A 20,747-nucleotide genomic window follows, 5' to 3' on the forward strand; every position below is an offset into this window, starting at 1 on the left:
CGCCATTACCTTTGCATCCGGGAGTGTCATGCGCCTGATCCACACCTCTGACTGGCACCTTGGCCAGTACTTTTTCACCAAAAGCCGCGCCGCCGAGCACCAGGCTTTTCTGAACTGGCTGATCGAGCAGATCGAGCAGCAGCAGGTGGATGCGCTGATCGTCGCCGGGGATCTGTTCGATACCGGCTCGCCGCCCAGCTACGCCCGCGAGCTGTACAACCGCTTCGTGGTGGAGCTGCAGCGCACCGGCTGTCAGCTGGTGGTGCTGGGCGGCAACCACGACTCGGTGGCGACGCTGAACGAATCGCGTGAGCTGCTCTCCTGCCTGAACACCACGGTGATCGCGAGCGCGCAAAGCGCCCCCGAACAGCAGATTGTGGTGCTGAACCGGCGCGACGGCCAGCCGGGCGCGGTGCTGTGCGCCATTCCTTTTCTGCGGCCGCGCGATCTGCTCACCAGCCGCGCCGGCGAATCCGGCGCGCAAAAACAGCAGGCGCTGCAGGAAGCCATCGCCGAACATTACCAAACGCTGTATCAGGCGGCCTGCGACCGCCGCGAGCGGCTGGGCCTGCCGCTGCCGATCGTCGCCACCGGCCACCTGACCACCGTCGGCGTCACCACCTCCGACTCGGTGCGCGACATCTATATCGGCACCCTCGACGCCTTCCCGGCGCAGGCCTTCCCCCCTGCCGATTACATCGCGCTGGGCCACATTCACCGCGCGCAGAACGTCGCCAAGTCGGAACATATTCGCTATAGCGGCTCACCGATTCCGCTCAGCTTCGATGAACTGGGCAAAGCCAAAAGCGTCTTCCTGGTCGATTTCGCCGGCGGCGCCCTGCAGCAGGTAGAAGCGTTAACGATCCCGCAGTTCCAGCCCATGCAGCTGATCAAAGGCGATCTGGCCGAGATCGAACGGCAGCTGCAGCAATTTGCCGACTATGCCGGCGAGCTGCCGGTGTGGCTGGATATCGAAGTGGCGACGCAGGACTACCTCAGCGATATCCAGCGCCGCATCCAGCTGATGGCGGATGCGCTGCCGGTAGAAGTGGTGCTGCTGCGGCGCAGCAAAGAGCAACGCCGCCAGGCGATCGCGCAGCAGGATAAGGAAACGCTCAACGAACTGAGCGTCAACGAGGTGTTCGAACGCAGGTTGGCGCAGGAGGCCGACATGCCCGAAGCGCGCCAACGGCGGATGCACCAACTGTTCCGCCAGGTGGTCGAGGCGGTGCAGCACAATCCTGAGGAGACCAATCCATGAAGATCCTCAGCCTGCGGTTAAAAAACCTCAACTCGCTGCAGGGCGAGTGGAAAATTGACTTCACCGCCGAGCCGTTCGCCAGCAACGGCCTGTTCGCCATTACCGGCCCGACCGGCGCGGGCAAAACCACCCTGCTGGACGCCATCTGCCTGGCGCTGTACCACCAGACGCCGCGTCTCAACGTCACGCCGAGCCAGAATGAACTGATGACCCGCCACACCGCCGAATCGCTGGCGGAGGTCGAATTCGAGGTCAAGGGCGTCGGCTATCGCGCCTTCTGGAGCCAGCGCCGCGCCAAAAACGCGCCGGACGGCAATCTGCAGGCACCGAAGGTGGAACTGGCGCGCCGCGAGGACGGCAAGATCCTGGCGGACAAGGTGCGCGACAAGCTGGAGATCACCGCCGCCATCACCGGGCTGGACTTCGGCCGCTTCACCAAATCGATGATGCTGTCTCAGGGGCAGTTCGCCGCATTTCTCAACGCCGACGCCAACGATCGCGCCGAGCTGTTGGAAGAGCTGACCGGCACCGAAATCTACGGGCGGTTGTCCGAACAGGTGTTCGAATCGCACAAGCAGGCCAAAACCGACCTGGATGGGTTGCACCAGCGCGCCAGCGGCATCGAGCTGCTGAACGATGAACAGCGCCACTCCCTGACTGAACGGCTGGCGGCGCTGAGCGCGCAGGAAAGCGCCCTCGGTAAGCAAACTCAGCAACAGCAACAGGCGCTGAGCTGGCTGCAGCAATGGCAACGCCTCCAGCAACAGCAAAACGAGGGTCAACGGCGGCTGGAAACCGCCCAGCGCGAGCAGACGGAGGCCGCCCCGCAGCTGCAGCGGCTGGCGCTCAGCGAACCGGCCGAGAAATTGCGGCCGCTGCGCGGTGAACGCGATCGCTGCCGCGCCGAGCTGCAGACGATACAACAGCAGGCAGCCCAGCTGACGCAGCAACAGGAACAGCACTCGGCGCAGCTGGCGCCACTGCAGCAGGCGGTGGAAAAGGCCCGTCTGGCGCAGCAAGCCCATGCCGAGCATATGCGGCAGCAGCAACAGCTGATCGATGACCAGGTCGCCCCGCTCGACCACCAAATAGCCCAACTGCAGTCGACGCAGGCCGAGCGGCGACAGGCCGGCGATGCCGCCGCGCAGCAGTGTGCCAAACAGCAAACCACGCTGGAGCAGCTCACCGCCGAGCGCAGCCAGCTGACGACGCAGGCCGCACAGCATCAGCAGCGGTTGAACGCGCTGACCGAAGCGCTGGCCGTTCAGCAGCAACAGCAGCAGGCGCTGGCGGCGCAAACGCCGCTGGCCCCGCTGCGCCAGCGCCTGAGCGCCCTGGCGGATCTGCGCCCGACGCGCCAGCAGTTATTTACGCTCGCCTCTTTATCACAACAAGTTGTTAAACGGCTGGAACAGCAGCGGCAAGAGCTAAACATCGGTCAAAATGAACTGACCCAGTTGGAGCCACAGTTAGAGCTCATCCGTCAGCAATTTAAGCAGCAGAAAGCCCACCAGGCCGATGTTGAAAAAACCTATGCGCTGGAACAACGGATCGTGGGTCTGGAAGCCGAGCGCGCCCGTTTGCAACCCGGCGCCCCCTGCCCGCTGTGCGGCTCATGCGATCACCCGGCGGTAGAACAATACCAAGAGGTAAAACTGTCAGAAACTGCGCAACGTCTGGAGCAAATGAAAGTCCAGACCGAAGCATTGCAAAAACAAGGCGTCGAGCTGCGAGCCCGTTACGACAACCTGCAACAGCAATTGCAACGCCAACAGCAGGCTATCGCGCAGGATGAGCAGCAGCTGGCTGCCCAACAGCAGCAGTGGCAGCAGCTCAGCGCGCCGCTGGCATTCGACTTTACGTTGGCCGAGGGCGAGCGGCTCAGCGCCTGGCTAAGCGGCTGCGACGATGAAGAGCGGCGCGGGCAACACGCGCTGCAGCAGCATGAACAGGCGGCGCAGGCGGTACAGCAGGCGAAAGACGCGCTCGCCGCTCTGCAAACGCAGCAGCAGCAGGCGCAGCAACGGCAGGCGCTGCTCGAAGAGCGCTTTACGCTGCTGAAGAAAACCCATGCCGACAGCCTGCAACAGCAGCAAGACCTGCAACAACGCTGGCAAGAAGGCGAGAAGACCCTCGCCGAACGGCGCGCACAGCGGCTGGCGCTGTTCGGCGAACAGCAGGTCGCCGAGGTGCGCGAACAGCTGCGCGCCAAACAAACCGCCTGTGAACAGGCCAGCTTGCAGGCCGCCGAGCAGTGGCAAAAAGCGCAGGAACTGCGCGAGCGCCTGGCCGGCCAGCAGGCCGGATTGCAACAACAGCACACCCAAATGCAGGAACGGCTGCAGCAGGCGCAGCAGCAGTGGCAGCAGGCGCTGGCCGACAGCGAGTTTGCCGATGAAACCGCCTTCGCCGCTGCGCTGCTGGACGACGCCCTGCGCCGCGAATTGCAGCAGCGCAAAGAGCAGCTGCAACAGCGGCAGGTAGAGGCTGCGGCTCTGCTGGCTCAGGCGACGCAAACGCTGGAGCAGCATCGGCAAAGCCGCCCGGAAGGGGTGGATGAGGCCAACGCGGATCTCGACGCACTCACGCAATCGCTGGCCGAGCTGGCACAGCAGTTGAAAACGTTGCAGCTGCGTCAGGGTGAACTGCGCAACCAGCTGGAAAGCGACGCCGCCCGCCGCCTCAATCAACAGGCGCTGTTCGAGCAAATCGCCCGCAGCCAGCAAGACTACGACGACTGGAGCTACCTCAATCAGCTGATCGGCTCGAAAGAAGGCGACAAGTTCCGCCGCTTCGCTCAGGGGCTGACGCTCGATCATCTGGTCTATCTGGCCAACCAGCAACTCGGCCGGCTGCACGGGCGCTACCTGCTGCAGCGCAAAACCAGCGACGCGCTGGAGCTGCAGGTGGTGGACACCTGGCAGGCCGACGCGCTGCGCGATACCCGCACCCTGTCCGGCGGCGAGAGCTTCCTGGTCAGCCTGGCGCTGGCACTGGCGTTGTCCGATCTGGTCAGCCACAAAACCAGCATCGATTCGCTGTTCCTCGACGAAGGCTTCGGCACGCTGGACGCCGAAACCCTCGATACCGCGCTCGACGCGCTGGACAGCCTGAACGCCTCTGGCAAAACCATTGGCGTGATCAGCCACGTCGAGGCGATGAAAGAGCGTATTCCGGTGCAGATCAAGGTGAAAAAGGTCAACGGGCTCGGCGTCAGCCGGCTGGAGGCGCACTTCAGGCTGGAATGATCCCGCGGCGCAGAAGTGTGACCGCGGCGGCACTCCGCGGTGAAAAGCGTTGAGCCGCGGCGAGCACGGGTTATTATGCAGACATAACAGGATTGTTACTGTATCCCCTCCGCCGCTCAGGCCGCAGGACAGAAACATAAAATACAGGCAAAACCTGACGCCCGGGATCGCTTCCGGGCGTCAGGTTTTTTCGTTTTCAGGATGCTGAAACACCGGGAAAGACCATGAAAATCGCTAAAATACTCAATAATAACGTGGTGATTACGCTGGACGACCGTCAGGAAGAGACGGTGGTAATGGGAAAAGGAATCGGCTTTAAAAAGAAGCCCGGCGACACGCTGGACGAAAGCCTGATCGAAAAGGTGTTCACCCATAACGGCGGTGAAATCGCCGAGCGCTATAAAGAGCTGCTCTCCGAGATCCCGCTGGCCTGCGTCACCACCGCCGACCGGATTATTACCCTCGCCCGCGAACGACTGCCGGGCAAGTTGCATAACATCGTCTACATCACGCTGACCGACCACATCCATTTCGCCCTGCAGCGCCACGCGCAAGGGCTGGATATCAAAAATGCGTTGCTGTGGGAGATTAAAAAGCTCTATCAGGCCGAGTTCGCCGTCGGGCTGGAGGCGCTGGCTTTGATCGCCGAGCGGCTGAATACCGTGCTGCCGGAAGACGAGGCCGGATTTATCGCCCTGCATCTGGTCAACGCCCAGCTTAACGACGAGATGCACAACACGCTGCACATCACCCGCGTGATGCAAGAGATCCTCAACCTGGTCAAATACCACTTCCGCTTTGATTACAACGAGGAAGCCCTGAGCTACCACCGTTTCGTCACCCATTTGAAATTCTTCGCCCAGCGCCTGCTGGGGAAAAACTACGTCGACAGCGACGACGACTCGCTGTATCAGGTGGTGAAAGAGAAATACCGTGAGTCATTCGCCTGCGCCGGCAAGATCAACCGCCACATCGAAAAGCACTATCAGCACCAGCTCACCACGGAAGAGATGATGTTCCTGACCATTCATATCGAACGGGTGCGCAGCGAAAGCGAGGAAAAACCGGCTTAACGGCGGGCGTCCGCCACCCGCACGCCGTACTGCGGAAACACCGCGTCGGCGGAGATCAGCGTCAGCCCCTCGGCCTGCGCCTGTGCGATCAGCATGCGATCGAAAGGATCCTGATGATAGGGCGGCAGCTGCCCGGCCTGTTGGCAGTGAAAGGCGTCCATCGGCAGCGCCAGAAAATCTTCGGCCTCGATGATCGCAAAGATGTCTTCCGGCAGCGCCAGCTTGCCCAGCGCCTGCTTGATCGAGATCTCCCAAATGCTGGCCGCGCTGACGTACACCGCATTGCCCGGATCGGCGATCTGCCTTTTGGCGTTCGCGCCCAGGCAGGCGTCATCAATCAGCCACCACAGCAACGCGTGGGTATCCAGCAGCAGGCGCTTCATGCATCGCCCTCAAACAGCGCCGCAATGGCCGCATCCCCCGCGTTGAAATCCGCCGGCACGGTAAACTTGCCCTTGGCGGCGCCGGGCCGGCGCGCTTCGCCCTGGATGGCGACCAGCTGTACGTACGGCTTCCCTGCTTTTGCAATAATCACGGTTTCTCCCTCCGCGGCTCTGTCCGCCAGCTGGCTCAGATTGGATTTGGCTTCGTGCATATTGGCCTGAATCGGCATACGCGTCCTCCTTAGCTAAGTTAGCTAAAGCATAAAGCGCCGTCCAGTTTTTGTACAGGGAAGGGTTTAAAGCGCGAGCAGCCTCGCGCTTTGCTGCAACGCTTAGCGCTGCTGTTGCGGCCATAACCAGGCCGCGCCGCGTACGCCGCTGGAGTCGCCGTGCACCGCCTTGCGGATCGGCGTTTCACACTCGCCGCCGAACACCCAATCTTTCACCCGCTGCGGCACCGTGCGGTACAGGCGATCCACGTTGCTCATGCCGCCGCCGAGCACCACCACGTCCGGATCCAGAATGTTGATCACGTGCGCCAACGCTTTCGCCAGCCGCATTTCGTAGCGCACGATCGCCTGCTCCGCCAGCGCATCGCCCCGCTCGCTCAGCGCCACGATCTCGTGCCCTTGCAGCGCGTTGCCGCTCAGGCGCGCATAGTCGGTGGCGAAACCGGTGCCGGAAATAAAGGTTTCGATGCAGCCCGGTTTGCCGCAGTAGCACGGCACTTCGCGGGCGTAGCGCAGCTCATCGTCATCCTGCCACGGCAGCGGATTGTGGCCCCACTCGCCGGCGATGCCGTTGCCGCCGGAATGCGCCTGCCCATTCAGCGCCACGCCGGCGCCGCAGCCGGTGCCGACAATGACCGCAAACACGGTTTGCGCGCCGGCGCCTGCGCCGTCGGTGGCTTCCGACACCGCCAGGCAGTTGGCGTCGTTGGCGATACGCACCTCGCGCGCCAACAGCGCAGAGAGATCCTTGTCCAGCGGTTGGCCGTTGAGCCATACCGAGTTGGCGTTTTTCACCCGCCCGGTAAACGGCGACAGCGTGCCGGGAATGCCGATCCCGACCGATCCCCGCTCGCCGGTATGATCTTCCGCCAGTTTCACCAGCCCGGCGATCGCCGCCAGGGTTTGCCCATAGTCATGGCGCGGCGTGGCGATGCGATGGCGAAACAGCTCCCGGCCGTCGTCCGCCAACGCAATCACTTCAATTTTTGTCCCGCCCAAATCGATGCCAATGCGCATGTATTTTTCTCCTCGATGCCGCGCAGCGTTGCCACAGCCTAATGTAAGTACGCGGATGAATCACCTGTTTCCCTCTCCCCCGCCCGGCCTTTTCCGCTGCGGTCGGCGACGCAATTCGGAGAGAATGGGGCGATTTTTCAGCGTCAATTCGTTATCATGCCGCCCTGCTTTTGACGAATCAGCGTGCCGAGCGCACGCCCAGCCAGGGATAACATTATGCTGTGGTTTAAGAATTTGATGGTTTACCGTTTGAGCCGCGAAGTGGCGTTAAACGCGGATGAAATGGAAAAACAACTCAGCGCGTTCGCCTTCACGCCGTGCGGCAGCCAGGACATGGCCAAGACCGGCTGGGTCTCCCCGATGGGCTCGCACAGCGATGCGCTGACGCACGCGGTCAACGGCCAAATCGTCATCTGCGCGCGCAAGGAAGAGAAAATCCTGCCGTCGCCGGTCATCAAGCAAGAGCTGCAGGCCAAAATTGAGCGCCTGGAGGCGGAACAACATCGCAAACTGAAGAAAACCGAGAAAGACGCGCTGAAGGACGAAGTGCTGCACAGCCTGCTGCCGCGCGCCTTCAGCCGCTTCAACCAGACCTTCATGTGGATCGACACCGTCAACGATCTGATCATGGTCGATGCCGCCAGCGCCAAACGCGCCGAAGATACGCTGGCGCTGCTGCGCAAAAGCCTCGGCTCGCTGCCGGTGGTGCCGCTGACCATGGAAAGCCCGATCGAACTGACGCTGACCGAATGGGTGCGTTCCGGCGAGATGCCGGCTGGTTTCGCCATTCAGGATGAAGCGGAACTGAAAGCGATTCTGGAAGAAGGCGGCGTGATCCGCTGCAAGAAACAGAATCTGATCAGCGACGAAATCGCGGTGCATATCGAAGCCGGCAAGCTGGTGACCAAGCTGGCGGTGGATTGGCAAGAGCGCATTCAGCTGATGCTGTCGGACGACGGCTCACTCAAGCGCCTGAAATTCGCCGACACGCTGCGCGAGCAGAACGACGATATCGATCGTGATGACTTCGCCCAGCGCTTTGACGCCGACTTTATCCTGATGACCAGCGAGCTGGCGGCGTTGATCAAAAACACCATCGAAGCGCTCGGCGGCGAAGCCCAGCGTTAATCCCGCCGCAGAAACGACCAGGGCCCAGCATCCGCTGAGCCCTGCGTTTCCCTAACGAACAAAATTTATTTGCTCAGGTAGCGGCACAGATAGGCGGTCGCGTCGGCCACCTGCAGGTTGAACTCGCTGTGCCCCGGCACGAAGAACTTCTCACCCGGCGTAAACACCTGCCAGTCCGGCGCCCCCGGCAGCAGCACTTTCAGCGCCCCGGTGATCACCGTCATTTCTTCCGGCTGCGCGGTGGAGAAGGTGTATTCACCCTCTTCCATCACGCCCACGCTGGTAAGACCGATGCTGCTACTGTCAAAACCGATAGACTTCACTTTTCCGGCAAAATACTCATTCACTTTCAGCATAGACTGGCACCCGCGTAATCATCTTGATGGAAAATCCATATTGGGGGATTGCGGTTGATCTGTCACTGGTTTTTCGCGCGAAATGCGATCGCGGCGCAGAGGAAAACGCCGCCGGGCCTCTCTCCGGCAGTCAGGGCTGCTGAAACCCGGGGATACCCGCGAGCGCAAAGCGCCCGAGGCCGCGCCGAGCGGTGATTTATGGCTATTTGAAATCAGCCGATTAACTCTGCGGCCAGCTTGGCGACCAGAACGTTCGACAGCAGCACCGGCACCGACAGACGCGCCTGCAAAAAAGCGCGGTGGCGCTGGTGATAACCGATGCAGTCGAGCACCACCACCTCCGCCCCCTGCCGCAGCAGTGCGCAAGCCGCCTGCTCCAGCGCGGCGTCATCCGCCAGATAAGGACTGGCGACGGCATAGCTCGGCGGCGTCGCCAGCTGCCGCCATTTACGCGCCTGCTGCCCAACCTGTTCCGCCACCGGCACCACGATGCCGACGCGGTGTTCGCCGACGATCGCGGAGATCAACGGCGGGATGATGCGATCCGGCTCCAGCAACAGCGCCTGCTCCGCCTGCAAGCGGCCGAATTCGCCGGTGCACAGTAGCAGAATCACCTGGCATCCCGCCGCCTCCAGCTCGCGGATCTTCTGCTGCAACCCGCTTTCGACGCGAGCGGCACAGAGCGTCACCTGCGTGCCGTCCAACAGGCGCGACACCAGCAGCTTATCGCCCCGTTGCGGCGCATAACGCTCGGCGATCTGCCCGGCATCCAGGCCGTCCAGCAAACCGACGTGCCTCACCCGCTCCGCCGGCAGATAAGCAGACAGCAGCGGCATGATATCGCTGCGCGGCGCCTGGCCGATGGTCAGCGTGGCGAATGAAGCCGTCATGGGGCTATCTCCTTTTTTGCAGGTGACTCAGACTGCCGTACAGCGCCAGCAGCTGGCCATATTCGGCGGCATCGTAGAACCGGCAGGTGCCGCGGCCGAATTCTTTGGCGACTTCCACCGCGAATTTGACCGCCAGCGCGATATCCGTTTCGTGGCTGGCGCCGGTGCCGCAGCCCGGCACCACCGATTCGCTGCAGATCGCCACGCCGACCACCGGCGCCGCAGTAGCGGTCGAGGGCTGCAGGATGCTGTTGAGGTGATGCACGCCGTTGCCGTAAGGGGTGATGTCCTGCGTGGTGATCGGGAAGGTCACCGCCGGGCGGCCGCTGGTCATCTCCATGATGCGCAGCAGATCTTCCGCCACCCGCAGGATGTAGCCCTCTTTCACCGTCGGCGATAGCGCATAGCCTTTGTGGTTGATGATGCGGTTGCCTTTGGTGGTGTCGATCGACAGGATGGCGTCAGCCTCCGGCACCACTTCATTATCGTTCATCGTCACGTCATCGATCGGCGAATCCATAAAATCGACCGGATCGTGCGGCCGGGTCGGTGCGTTCGGGCAAATATGGGTGGTGACGATCACATCCCCCGGCAGCGTGTCGCCCTTGCGCTGCATCTCCGCCAGCTTCAGCGCGGCGGCAATGGCGGCGATCGCGCCGTCGCCGTCGGACACCAGCCCGATACGCGTCGGCCGCGCGCCGATGCCGCCCAGGCGGCCGATAATGCCCAGCGTCGGCGCCGCACCGCCAGCGAATTTGCCTGCGCTGCCGGGGATCTCGATGCGCACGAAATCGGTGCCGCCCTTCGGCCCCTCGGCGCGCAGGGTGCTGGCGCGGATCGCCGGGTAAGGCGCAAACAGGTCGACGACGTCCTGGCCGCTGACGAATGCGCTATCAATCAATTCAAAAACCTGCAGCGTTTGTTGCAAACTCATGGTCGTTTTACCTCACCAATGTCATCGGCAGGGGCTATTTGCCCTTGCTAGAAAAAATCGAGCTGAAGAAGTTGTAGAGCGCGTCGCCGGCGATAAATCCGGCCGCCATGATCTCCATCGGCGTGCGGCCGCGATCGCCCCAACGGCGCAGGATCGCCACGCGCAGCGCGATGCCCACCAGCACCGCCCACCCGGCCAAGGCGTTGTTGATCAGCAGGCCGGTTGCCAGCAGCACGCCGAGCTGGCGCTTGGGGCCGCCGATCAGCTGCACCACGGCGCCGGGGATCGCCCAGATCAAAAGGCTCCAGGCGATGCCCGGCTGCGCACCGGCCTCGATGGTCTTGGCGTAAACGCGCGCGACCGGCGGGATCAGGTCCTGCAGGAAATAGCTGTGGTAAGAGAGGTAAACCACCGGAATGGCGATGAGGAAGGCGATCAGCGCCGCAAACAGTTGAATGCGGCGCCCCAGCAGTTCCTGCCGCAGATCCTCGCCGTAGCCGCGCAGGATGAAGCCGGCTTTCAAGTCAAAGCCCATGTCGGCGAAGGCCGGCCCGGTGGCGGCGGTAAAGCCGGTCAGGATGCACAGCGCCAGCGGTGGGAAACCGATCAGGATACCGACGATCAGGGTGATCAACGCCACCGCGAACGCCGGAAACCAGCCGGAATGCATGGCGGCGATACCGACGATCAGCTCATGAACGAAAGCGGCGAACGCCGCGTAAATCACGAACAGCGCCAACATCGGCAGCGACATCTCGCTAAACAGCCCGCCGACCAGAGCCAAAAACGCGGCGATGGCGATGTAGCCGACTGCGCCCAGGCCGAGCGCTTTGCTTACCGCGCTGTCCGGCTGGGTATAACCGGCGCTATCGGCGCGGCGGCTACGGATCACCTGCGCAACCTGGATCAGCGCCACCAGGCCGGCGCCGACCATCACGCCGTGCGGAATAAAATGGGCGTTGATATCAAAACCGGCTACCGGCTCGGCGTAGGCTCGCAGCAATAGCCCGACGCCGAACATGCTCAGCGCCCAGATATTGCCGATAAAGGCGGTGCCGAAGGCCGCCATGGGGATCTTGAGCATTGATCCGGCGATGCCCACCCCAACGCCCACCACCAGGAGCCAGGCCTGTTTGCCGCCGCGATCGCCGGCTTTAATCGCCTCCGCGGCGGCGACGCCCGGCGGCCAGGCGTTGGCGGCGGGGAATACCTTGGTATCGAACAGGCGATAAAGCAGATAGGCGTCGAGCAGCATCGCCGCCGCCACGCCGCAGAACATCGGCAGAATAAGCTGCGGCTGCCCCATCACGTAAGGTACCGCAATCGGCATCAGCAGACAGTTGGCCGCGCCGAAGGTGGCGGAGGAGATCACCGTCTGCGCTAGGTTCTGGGTGTGTACCGAGCGGTAGCGTTGGAACATCTGCAGCGGAATACGCGCCAGCAACATGGCGATCAGCGCGCCGATGATCGAGGTGTTGGGCGTCACGCCCAGCGTGGTGATCAGCTGAACGCCGATGATCGCCCCCACCACCGAAAGCAGCGCCATGACCAACAGCGTGCCGGCCTCTTTTAGCGGATTATTTGATTTCATGCTTGGTTTCCCTGAATATTCCCTGCCGCATGACGGAAATAACGCCAGGCGATAGCTCGCCGCGGCAGTTCCATTATTTGGAACTGCCGGCGCCATAACGTGATTATCTTCTTATTCAGCCTGTCTATTTCTTATCAATAAAATACGGTGAAATATAATTAATGAGTTCCCTGGTATCGGCGCTCGTTAATTATGATGCAACACAATTGCTCAGGCGCGTTATTTGATCTGCTGCCAATAATCATCGCCATATTTTTCCGCCAGTTGGCGGCTGACTGCGGTTAATTCGGCCAGGACTTCCGGCACAAACGGCTGCTCCTCGCCCTGCGAGGGGAAGGACAGGCACAACCCCACCGTCTCGCTGCCGTGCTTGTTCACCAGCGCGGTCGCCAGCGAACTGATGCTGTTCAGGGTTTCATTGCGCGCCAGCGACCATCCCTGGCGCCTCACCTGCTGCAACTTCTGCAACAGCGCATCCAACGTTTGCGGCGCATTGGGCGAAGCCGCCCGGTAACCGCCGGCGTAACGCGCCCGAACCTGCTCGTCGCTTTCACGCGCCAGTATCGCCCGGCCGACCGAGGTTTCCGCCGCCGGTGAACGGTAACCCGCCGGGGTAACCACCTGCAAAAAGTGGCGGCCGGGGAACATGCGCATCACCATGATTTCCTGCCCTTCCAATATCGAAAGGTAGCCGGTACAGGCCGTCTGGCGGCACAGCTGCGCCATGCTGGCCGCCAGGCTGTCCACCAGCGGCATCGACAGATAGTGGCTGGATGCCGCCAGCAACAGCGCGCCGATGCGGTAACGCCGGCTATCGGGATCGCGCTCCAGCATGCCCTGATTTTCCATGGTCTGCAGCAGGCGCGATACCGTACTTTTCGGCAGCGCCAGTTGGTCCACCACGTCGCTGAATGCAATGCCCGGTTGGCCATGCATCACGCGTTGTTGAGAAAAGAGTTTTAATACCGCAGCGGCATTTTCCAGCGTTGTCATGATCCGCCTTGTTCCACTATATGGAACTCAGTTCCTGTTTTATAATTAAAAACTAAAACCCGAACTCCGCAGCGTCAAGCTGTTTATTTTTTGTCAGCCGAGAAATAAAAGGCATTCGTGCTTTTTAAATGAAAATATTGCGCAGAACGCCGACTCCGCCGCGCCAAATAAAATAACGATACGCTTTGAAAATAATGAATAGCAGGACAAGCTGCTGAAAAATGAGTTTATCAGGAGGAGATATTGTCGTGGCTCAAAAACCCGCGCCGCGCAAACTGAAATCGATCGGCAGCGTCAATTCCACCGTGCCGTTGACGTAGGCGTCCGCCGGCGGCGTAGGCAACGGCGAAGCGCGCTTGACCAGCGCCTGGATTTCGCGATCCAGCGACGGCAGCCCGGCGCTGCTGACCAGCGTCACCGCCAGCACATGGCCCTGCCTGTCCAACGTGAAACGCACCTGCCCGACGCCCTGGCGCTTCAGCCGCAATGCGTCTTTGGGGTAACGTTTAAAGCGATTCAGGCGGCCGCTGATGCGGCTGCGCCAGTTGTCCACCCCCGCTTGAGCATAGGGCGTCAGGCGGGTTTGCGGCGCGGCCGTTTTATCCGCCCGGCCCGGCGGTGGCGCACCGACGCTTTGCTCCTGAACCTTCGGCGGCGCGATCGTTTTCTCCTGCGGCGGTGTGCGCGGCGGGAGGGTTTTCTTCACCGGCTTGGGCGGTTTTTTCTGCTTCGGCGGTACGGCGATGTTCGGCCGTGCGGCTTCAGGCACCTTCACCGTCGGCAAGGGTTCCGGCGCCGGCGGTTCAACCTGAGGCGGCGGCGTCCTTTGTCCTGGCGGTTGTTTTACCTCGGCCGGGGCCAGCGGTGCGGCGGCCATCACCACCATGACCGCCGGTGGCGGCACCCACGCCGGCGCGGCCTTGTCTCGCCAGGGCCAGAGCAGCGCCGCGGCCAGCAGGTGCAGCGCCAGCACCAGCACCAGGCAACGGCGCCAGGGCATGGCGGCGCCGGGCGCGGCAAAAGGCAGCGGCGAAACCGACATGCTCACTCTTCCGTCAGCGCCAGATGAAGGCGATCGGTCAGCGGTTTGAACAGGTAGTTCATCATCGAACGCTCGCCGGTGCGGATGAACCCTTCGACCGGCATCCCTGGGCGGATCTCCAACCCGTTCAACCGCTGCAGGCCCGCTTCGCTGACCTTGGCGCGCACGCTGTAATAGGGCGCACCGCTTTTCTCGTCGGTCAGGCGATCGGCCCCGACCAGCGTCACTTCGCCCTCGACGCGCGGCGTGGTGCTTTGGTTAAACGCCGAGAACAACAGCTCGACCGGCAAGCCCACCTGCACCTTGTCAATCAGTTCGACCGGAATACGCGCCTCCACCTGCAGCCCCCGATCGCTGGGCACGATCTCCATCAGTTGCTGACCGGCGCCGATCACACCGCCTTCGGTGAACACGCTCAGCCCCACCACGGTGCCCGCCACCGGCGCTTTCACCTGCGTATGGCCCAGATCGGCCTCCGCTTTGGCCAGGCGGTTATCCAGCTCGTCCAGCTTCATCCGCACCTCGGCCAGTTGGCTGCTGACCTCTTTCTGATATTCTTCCCGCCGCTGGATCGCCCGCAGCTTCAGCTCTAGGATCTGGCGCCCCAGGCGGCCGATATTGCCGGTGTCTTCGGACGCCTGGCCGTCGATCTGCGCATACTGCCCTTCCAGATCCAGCAGCCGGTTGCGCGCCACATACCCTTGCGCCGCCAGCTTCCGCATGCCGCTCAGCTGCTCCTGCAACATGGCCTTTTGCCGCTGCTTGCTGGCGTAAGACTGCCGGATCCCCTCCAGCATCGCCTGCGATCCGGCGATGCTCTCCGCGATCGCCGCCAGCTCGCTCTGCAACGCCGCACGGCGGCTGGTGAACAGCTGCTGTTGCAACAGCATCAACGACATCACCTCCGGCTCCTCCCGCCGCGCTTGCAACAACGCGGGGAAAACGATCGCCTGCAGGCCATCGCGCTCGGCCTGCAGCCGCGCCCGCTGCGCGGCGTTGCTCAACTGCTGGCTGCGCAGCGCATCGCGCTGGGTGCGGCTGTCGACGGTATCCATCAGCAGCAGCACCTGCCCGGCGCTGACCCGGTCGCCCTCATGCACCTGAATTTGCGACACCACGCCGCCGCTCGGGTGCTGCACCGCCTTGCGGTTGCCGGCCACCACCACGCTGCCGGAGACCGGCACACCCTTATCCAGCGGCGCCAACAGCCCCCACAGCAGGAAACCGCCAAATCCCAACAGCACCAGCCAACCACCGAGCCGCAGGTGGCGCCCTTCGTCGAACTGCCGGGAAAGCGCGTCGATATCGCCGGGGATCACACTCTGATTGCTCATACTTTTCGTTCACCGCTGGCCGTTTTGGCAAAATTGGCGTAGTTGACGTTGAAACCGCCGCCGCTGCTGCGGCCGGCGTTGGCCGGTACGGCCGCGGGCGTAAAACCAGGCAGTTTTTTCAGGATGGCGTCGCTGGGGCCGAAGTGCTGCACCTGGCCGGCGGCCAGCACCAGCAATCTGTCGGTCGTCGCCAGAATAGCCGGTTTGTGGGTCACCAACACGATGGTGGTGCCGCGCTTTTTCAGCGCTTCGATCGCCCGCTGCAGCGCCTCTTCCCCTTCGCGATCGAGGTTGGCGTTCGGTTCGTCCAATACCACCAACGCCGGAGAGCCATACAGCGCGCGCGCCAGCGCCACCCGCTGACGCTGGCCGCCGGACAGGCCGCTGCCACCCTCGCCCAGCTCGGTTTCATACCCTTTGGGCAAATGCAGGATCAGTTGGTGCACGCCGGCCAGCGCGGCGGCGGCCACCACCTTCTCGGCGTCAACCTGGCCAAAGCGGGCGATATTTTCCGTCAGGGTGCCGGCGAACAGCTGGATATCCTGCGGCAAGTAGCCGATATGCGGCCCCAGTTGCTGTTTGTCCCACTGCCGAAGATCCGCACCGTCCAGCCGCACGTCGCCGCTGAGCGGCGTCAGCGCGCCGACCAGTTGGCGCATCAGCAGCGTTTTGCCGGAGCCGGACGCGCCAATGACGCCCAGCACCTCGCCGGCCTCCAGACGAAAACTGACGCCGTGCAACACCGGCGCGCTCCCGCCCGGCGCGCTGGCGCTCAGCTGATTCACGGCCAATGCGCCGCTGGGCGCCGGCAGCGGCAGGCTCGCCGCCTGCGGCGGGTTGGCGGCCAGCATCACCTCCAGCCGCTGCAGGGACTGGCGCGCCGACGACCACTGCTTCCAGGCGCCTATCAACTGATCGATCGGCCCCAGCACCCTGCCGATCAGGATCGATCCGGCGATCATCATGCCCGGCGTAATGTCGCCGTTGACCGCCAGCAGCGCGCCACAGCCCAACATCAGCGACTGCAGCGCCAGCCGCACGGTTTTCGACCAGGCGGTGACGGCGGCGATTTTCTCGCTGGCGCGGTTCTGCAGCAGCAGGAACTGCTGATGCTGCCGCAGCCAGCGCAGGCGCAAATCGGTCAGCATCCCCATGGCGGCGATGGCTTCAGCATTGCGCAGGTTGCCGTTGGCCTGCTGCGTGGCGCTCAGCGCGACCCGGCCGGCCTCCGCGAGCGGCGCCTGCGACACCCGCTGGTTGAGCCAGGCCAGCAGCACCAGCACGATCACCCCGGCGCTGGCCAACGCGCCAAGCCAGGGGTGGAGCAGAAAAACCACCAGCAGATAAACCGGGAACCAGGGGGCATCGAAAAAGGCGAACAGCGCATTGCCGGTGGCGAACTGGCGCAGGTTGGTCAGATCGTTCAGCGCCTGCCCCGCCAGCGGGTTGCCGGTTTTCAGATTGGTTTCGAAGGCGGCGTCGTAGACTCGCTGATTCAGGCGCATATCCATCTTGGCGCCGAGGCGGATCACCACCTGGCTGCGCACCCACTCCAGCAGCCCCATAAACAGGTAAAGGCCGACCACCATCAGGGTCAGCATCGCCAGCGTCATGCGGTTGCCCGACGGCAACACGCGATCGTAGACCTGCAGCATGTACAGCGCCGGTGCCAACATCAACAGGTTGATCACCGCGGTAAACAGTGCGATGCCCCAAAATACGCGCCGGTATGCGGCCAGCACGCTCATCACTTCTCCGCGCCTGACGGCGTTTTTCATGGCGTTTTCCATCGGCTAAAAACGAGAAAATGCCCGCCGGGGCGCGCGGCGCCGGCGGGCAAACGGCCACGATCAGGCCGCCAGCAGTTCCGGGCTGTCGGCATGCTGCACGCCCACCGCCGTCGCCGCCGCCACCTGATCGAAGGTGGAGTTGACGCTCAGGCCGTAGTCGTCGAGGATGCCGTTCAGCGCGGTCTCCAGCGCGCCGGTATCGCCGGACATCAGGCCGTACACCACCTGGTGCACCACGCCATCGTGGCCCTGCGCCTGCAGGCTGCTGAGGTTCAGGCCGCCGAAGCTGACGTCAGGCACCTGAATGCTGTACGGTGATGTATCGCCACCGCTCAAACCGTCGCCGAATGACAGGGAATCCAGCTGGCCGTACAGGGTATGCGCAGGTTCATTGAACAGCGTGTAGGTCAGGTTGCCACCCGCCACGACCGACGTGACATGGTTATCCGTACTGGTCACGGCGTATTGGCTACCGGACAACCGGCCGCCGTAGAAGCCACCACTGTTTGAGCCTTCGACGACATTACCGTTGGTATGGTTGATATCACCGAATGTCGAAGCCCATTGGCCCAGATAGTCATGAATGCTGTAACCGCCAAAGCTGCTGTCATAGTTGACTGAAAATGCCATTTCTCTATCTCCATTGATGAACGGCGCCCCTTGCGAGGCAGCCCTTGTGCTCAAGGATGAGCAACGCCCTTTTACTGCTTAAAAACGGTATTCCACCCCGCCCTGCACGGTGCGGCCGCGCCCGAGGGTATTGGCCAGCGTCTCCCCATAGCTGACGACGTAGGCGCGGTTGGTCAGGTTCTCCACCGAGCCGCGCAGCGTCAGGCTGTCGGTCAGCTTGTAGCTGGCGTACAGATCGAACAGGGTGTACTTCGGCCAGTCGGCCAGGTACGGGTAGTTGGATGGCACCGAGCTGTCCTGATAGCCCGGCGCGAAGCGCACGGTCACCCCGGCGTCCAGCTTGCGATCGAAGGCGCGGCCGCCCAGCGTCACCGAGCCGCGATCGCCCGGCAGGTAGGCGGCGGAGCCGAACTGCGTCCCCCCGTCACACGTGACGAAGTCATTGGAAGCGGCATCCGGCTCAACATAGAAGTTGCCGCGACGCGATCCGTCGCCGTAGCGCAGACGCCCTCCCAACCAGGCCTTGTTCGAGCAGAACTCGTTTTTACCGATCATGTGGGTGTAGGTCAGGTCGGCGTAGAACACCCCGGCGTCATAGTTGAGCTGGTACTCCAGCCCGCGGAAGCGGGTTTTAGACAGGTTGTTGACGTAAGCGGCATTGCCGATGCTCGGCTGCACCAGCCCCGGTTTATTGCGGTCTATCGCCAGGTTGATGTAGTTATCCACTTTGGTGTCGAAGTAGGCCACCTTGGCCACCAACCGATCGCCCTCAAACCACAGATCCGGCTGCTGCACGTTGAACCCGACTTCCCAGGCGCGCGAGCGCTCGGGCTGCAGGAACGGGTTGGGGTATTGCGTGGAAGAACTGTGCGCGCTGCCGTTAGTCAGCGTTTCGGTGATCGCCGGCGGCCGCCAGGATTTGCCGTAGGTGGTATACAGCTCAAGCCACTCCACGCCGGGGCGCACCGCCACCGCCAGCGTCGGCGACAGCTTGCCCTGATCGCGATCCACGTCCCAATCTTCGCGGGTCGTGGTTGAACAGCCGGTCAGACGCAACGCTTTGCAAGGATTGTCAATCGTGTAGCGTTGCCCATCCTTGGCCAAATCCGGATAGCTCAGGCCGGTCTGGCCGCGCAGGCGATAGCGGTCGTAACGCAGCCCGCCCTCCAGCGTCAGCCAGCCGTCGTAGTCGTAGGTCAGGTTGGCGAACAGGCTGCCGACCGAACGGTTGCCGGCCGGCGTCACCCCTTCCATACCCTCACGGGAAGAGTCGCTGGTCGCTTTGTCGTAATAGAACTCCAGCCCGTAGTTGGCGCGGAAGTCATGCCCCGGCGCCAGGCTGAAACGCGAGGTGTTTTGCGCCTGCGCGCCATAGGTGCGCAGGCGGGTGCGCGTCGCGTAGCCGTTGTCCAGCAGCGAGCTGGTGCTGTAGGTGTCGCTGTCGTCCTGAGTATCGACGTAATACAGCTTGGCCTGAAAATCGAGCCAGTCGACGCCTTCCGGTGCCAGGCTGTAGTCGAATGCCGCGTTGCGCGCCATCACGTCGCTGTAACCGGTGCGCTTCCAGCCCAGTTCATAAGGCGGCCGGGTGCCCAGGTTGGTCAAGGTGCCGGCGATCGGCGACGCGGTCTGGGTCTGCAGATAGCTCAGCTGCAGGCGCTGGTTGGCGGGCAGGTTCCAGCCGACCTTGGCCAGCCGCGAGTGCATGCGGTAATTAGTGTCGGGGATTTTGTTGTTCTTGATGCTCTCGGCGTAGCGATCGTAATTGCCGGTGTCGTTATTGATGCGAATGTTGCCGATGTCGCCCTTGTTGCCGGGCCAATAGTCGCCGAGGTGGCGTTCGCTGGCGGCCAGCAGGATATCGCCGGTTTCGTTACCCAATGCCAGTATGCCGCTGCCGATGAAGTGGGTGCCGTTATCGCCGGTGCTGGCGTGCAGCTTGCCGCCCAGCTCTTTGCCCGGCGCCAGGAAATCGCTCGCGCTGACGGTATTGAAGGTGGCGATGCCGCCGAGCGTGCCGGCGCTGCCCATACCGCCGGTGGTGCCCTTGTCGATGGTTACGCCGGACAGCAGTTCGGAATCGATGTACATGGTGCCGTTACGCTGGCCATGGCCGCTCTTTTGAAAATTCTGCCGCATGCCGTCGATGTTCATGTTCACCCGGCCGTAGTCTTGTATGCCGCGGATGTTGACCGACAGCGCCGGATCTTGCTGGCTGACGCTGGAATAGGCCCCCGTCGTCTGCTCCAGAATATCGGCCGCGTGTCGCGCCGGGCGGTTGTCCATCTGTTCGCGGCTGATGACGCTGACCGAGCGCGGTTCGTCGTAAACCCAATCGTTGGCGTTGATGCCGCCGGCGCCCAGCACCGTCAGGCTGTCCAGCGCCAGCGCGCCGCCGTTGCCGTTCGCCGTCGGCAGCCGGCTCAATACGATCTGCCCCTGCGGCTGCAGGCGGAAAGCCACCGGATTGCCGTCGATCAAGCGCCGCAGGCCCTGTTCAACGCTCATGCTGCCGTTCAGCGCCGCCGCCTGCATGCCGTCGAGCTTCACCTCGTCGAAAAATACCTGCATGCCGGCCTGCTCGGCGAAGCGCAACATGGCGCTCTGCAGCGGCTGCGCCGCAACGTTGAAATGCTTTTGCTGTGCAGCCTGCGCGCCGTTCGCCTCAGCCTGGGCGGCGAGCGCCACAGCCGGCTGAGTCAACATCATCGCCGCCAGCGCGGCGCGTACCGCCGTGGCCAATCGGCCGGCCGGCGTGGTTCCCTTGTGAATAAACATGCGTGTGTGTTCCACCCGAAAGAATGCCAAACCAAGTGATAATGGAAATCAATCTCGTTTAAACATAAG

General features: G+C 62.8%; 17 protein-coding genes. 4 read left to right on the forward strand and 13 right to left on the reverse strand.

Annotation, left to right across the window (positions count from 1 at the left end):
* The first annotated feature begins 28 nt into the window (after positions 1 to 28).
* The 3 genes from sbcD (at position 29) to licT (ending at position 5,582) form a co-directional block, all read left to right on the forward strand.
* Positions 29 to 1,261 (forward strand): exonuclease subunit SbcD, encoded by a 1,233-nt coding sequence (gene sbcD / locus ACSBQQ_RS13830; RefSeq protein ID WP_060429168.1) that lies wholly within the window; start codon positions 29 to 31, stop codon positions 1,259 to 1,261.
* On the forward strand, positions 1,258 to 4,509 hold the full coding sequence (gene sbcC, locus ACSBQQ_RS13835; RefSeq protein ID WP_060429170.1) for an exonuclease subunit SbcC: 3,252 nt from the start codon (positions 1,258 to 1,260) through the stop codon (positions 4,507 to 4,509). Before sbcD ends, sbcC begins: the two co-directional genes overlap by 4 nt.
* A 224-nt stretch (positions 4,510 to 4,733) precedes the next feature.
* Entirely contained in the window at positions 4,734 to 5,582 is an 849-nt protein-coding gene (gene licT, locus ACSBQQ_RS13840) for a BglG family transcription antiterminator LicT (protein ID WP_060429172.1), read from the forward strand.
* Here the strand turns inward: licT and ACSBQQ_RS13845 are convergent.
* The 3 genes from ACSBQQ_RS13845 to mak all read right to left on the reverse strand — a co-directional run bounded on the left by ACSBQQ_RS13845 (position 5,579) and on the right by mak (position 7,212).
* Positions 5,579 to 5,965 carry a type II toxin-antitoxin system VapC family toxin gene (locus ACSBQQ_RS13845; protein ID WP_033637281.1) on the reverse strand — a complete coding sequence of 129 codons (387 nt, stop codon included), beginning with the start codon at positions 5,963 to 5,965 and terminating at the stop codon, positions 5,579 to 5,581. The genes licT and ACSBQQ_RS13845 overlap by 4 nt on opposite strands.
* On the reverse strand, positions 5,962 to 6,195 hold the full coding sequence (locus ACSBQQ_RS13850; RefSeq protein WP_033637280.1) for a type II toxin-antitoxin system Phd/YefM family antitoxin: 234 nt from the start codon (positions 6,193 to 6,195) through the stop codon (positions 5,962 to 5,964). The genes ACSBQQ_RS13845 and ACSBQQ_RS13850 overlap by 4 nt, the downstream gene beginning before the upstream one ends.
* A gap of 102 nt (positions 6,196 to 6,297) precedes the next feature.
* Entirely contained in the window at positions 6,298 to 7,212 is a 915-nt protein-coding gene (gene mak, locus ACSBQQ_RS13855; RefSeq protein ID WP_060429174.1) for a fructokinase, read from the reverse strand.
* Between the two features lie 216 nt (positions 7,213 to 7,428).
* Between mak and rdgC the strand changes: the two genes are divergently transcribed.
* On the forward strand, positions 7,429 to 8,340 hold the full coding sequence (rdgC, locus tag ACSBQQ_RS13860; protein WP_004940461.1) for a recombination-associated protein RdgC: 912 nt from the start codon (positions 7,429 to 7,431) through the stop codon (positions 8,338 to 8,340).
* 65 nt (positions 8,341 to 8,405) lie between these two features.
* On the opposite strand, the gene ppnP is transcribed toward rdgC, so the two are convergent.
* The 10 genes from ppnP to ACSBQQ_RS13910 form a co-directional block, all read right to left on the reverse strand.
* A complete protein-coding gene (gene ppnP, locus ACSBQQ_RS13865) occupies positions 8,406 to 8,696 on the reverse strand; it encodes a pyrimidine/purine nucleoside phosphorylase (protein WP_004940463.1) in 291 nt (96 codons plus the stop codon).
* Between the two features lie 212 nt (positions 8,697 to 8,908).
* Entirely contained in the window at positions 8,909 to 9,586 is a 678-nt protein-coding gene (locus ACSBQQ_RS13870; RefSeq protein ID WP_039567007.1) for an AroM family protein, read from the reverse strand.
* 4 nt (positions 9,587 to 9,590) lie between these two features.
* The gene (locus ACSBQQ_RS13875) at positions 9,591 to 10,520 is read right to left on the reverse strand and encodes a DUF1177 domain-containing protein (RefSeq protein ID WP_033647333.1); all 930 of its coding nucleotides are present in this window, start codon (positions 10,518 to 10,520) and stop codon (positions 9,591 to 9,593) included.
* Positions 10,521 to 10,554: 34 nt separating this feature from the next.
* Complete coding sequence (locus ACSBQQ_RS13880) at positions 10,555 to 12,111, reverse strand: OPT/YSL family transporter (protein WP_060420419.1); 1,557 nt, start codon at positions 12,109 to 12,111, stop codon at positions 10,555 to 10,557.
* Positions 12,112 to 12,330: 219 nt separating this feature from the next.
* Positions 12,331 to 13,104: an IclR family transcriptional regulator gene (locus tag ACSBQQ_RS13885; protein ID WP_060429176.1), complete on the reverse strand. Its 774-nt coding sequence runs from the start codon at positions 13,102 to 13,104 to the stop codon at positions 12,331 to 12,333.
* A 253-nt stretch (positions 13,105 to 13,357) separates the two neighbouring features.
* Positions 13,358 to 14,146: an energy transducer TonB gene (locus ACSBQQ_RS13890; protein ID WP_033647340.1), complete on the reverse strand. Its 789-nt coding sequence runs from the start codon at positions 14,144 to 14,146 to the stop codon at positions 13,358 to 13,360.
* Positions 14,147 to 14,148: 2 nt separating this feature from the next.
* Entirely contained in the window at positions 14,149 to 15,480 is a 1,332-nt protein-coding gene (locus tag ACSBQQ_RS13895; RefSeq protein WP_060387340.1) for an HlyD family type I secretion periplasmic adaptor subunit, read from the reverse strand.
* On the reverse strand, positions 15,477 to 17,258 hold the full coding sequence (locus ACSBQQ_RS13900; RefSeq protein ID WP_060429237.1) for a type I secretion system permease/ATPase: 1,782 nt from the start codon (positions 17,256 to 17,258) through the stop codon (positions 15,477 to 15,479). Before ACSBQQ_RS13900 ends, ACSBQQ_RS13895 begins: the two co-directional genes overlap by 4 nt.
* 72 nt (positions 17,259 to 17,330) lie before the next feature.
* Positions 17,331 to 17,900, reverse strand: coding sequence for a heme acquisition protein HasA (locus tag ACSBQQ_RS13905; RefSeq protein WP_033647344.1), 570 nt, complete (start codon positions 17,898 to 17,900; stop codon positions 17,331 to 17,333).
* Positions 17,901 to 17,978: 78 nt separating this feature from the next.
* Positions 17,979 to 20,678, reverse strand: coding sequence for a TonB-dependent receptor (locus tag ACSBQQ_RS13910; RefSeq protein ID WP_060387339.1), 2,700 nt, complete (start codon positions 20,676 to 20,678; stop codon positions 17,979 to 17,981).
* Positions 20,679 to 20,747 lie beyond the last annotated feature (69 nt).

It is taken from the genome of Serratia sp. G204Y (assembly GCF_051172435.1).
Lineage (GTDB): Bacteria > Pseudomonadota > Gammaproteobacteria > Enterobacterales > Enterobacteriaceae > Serratia > Serratia sarumanii.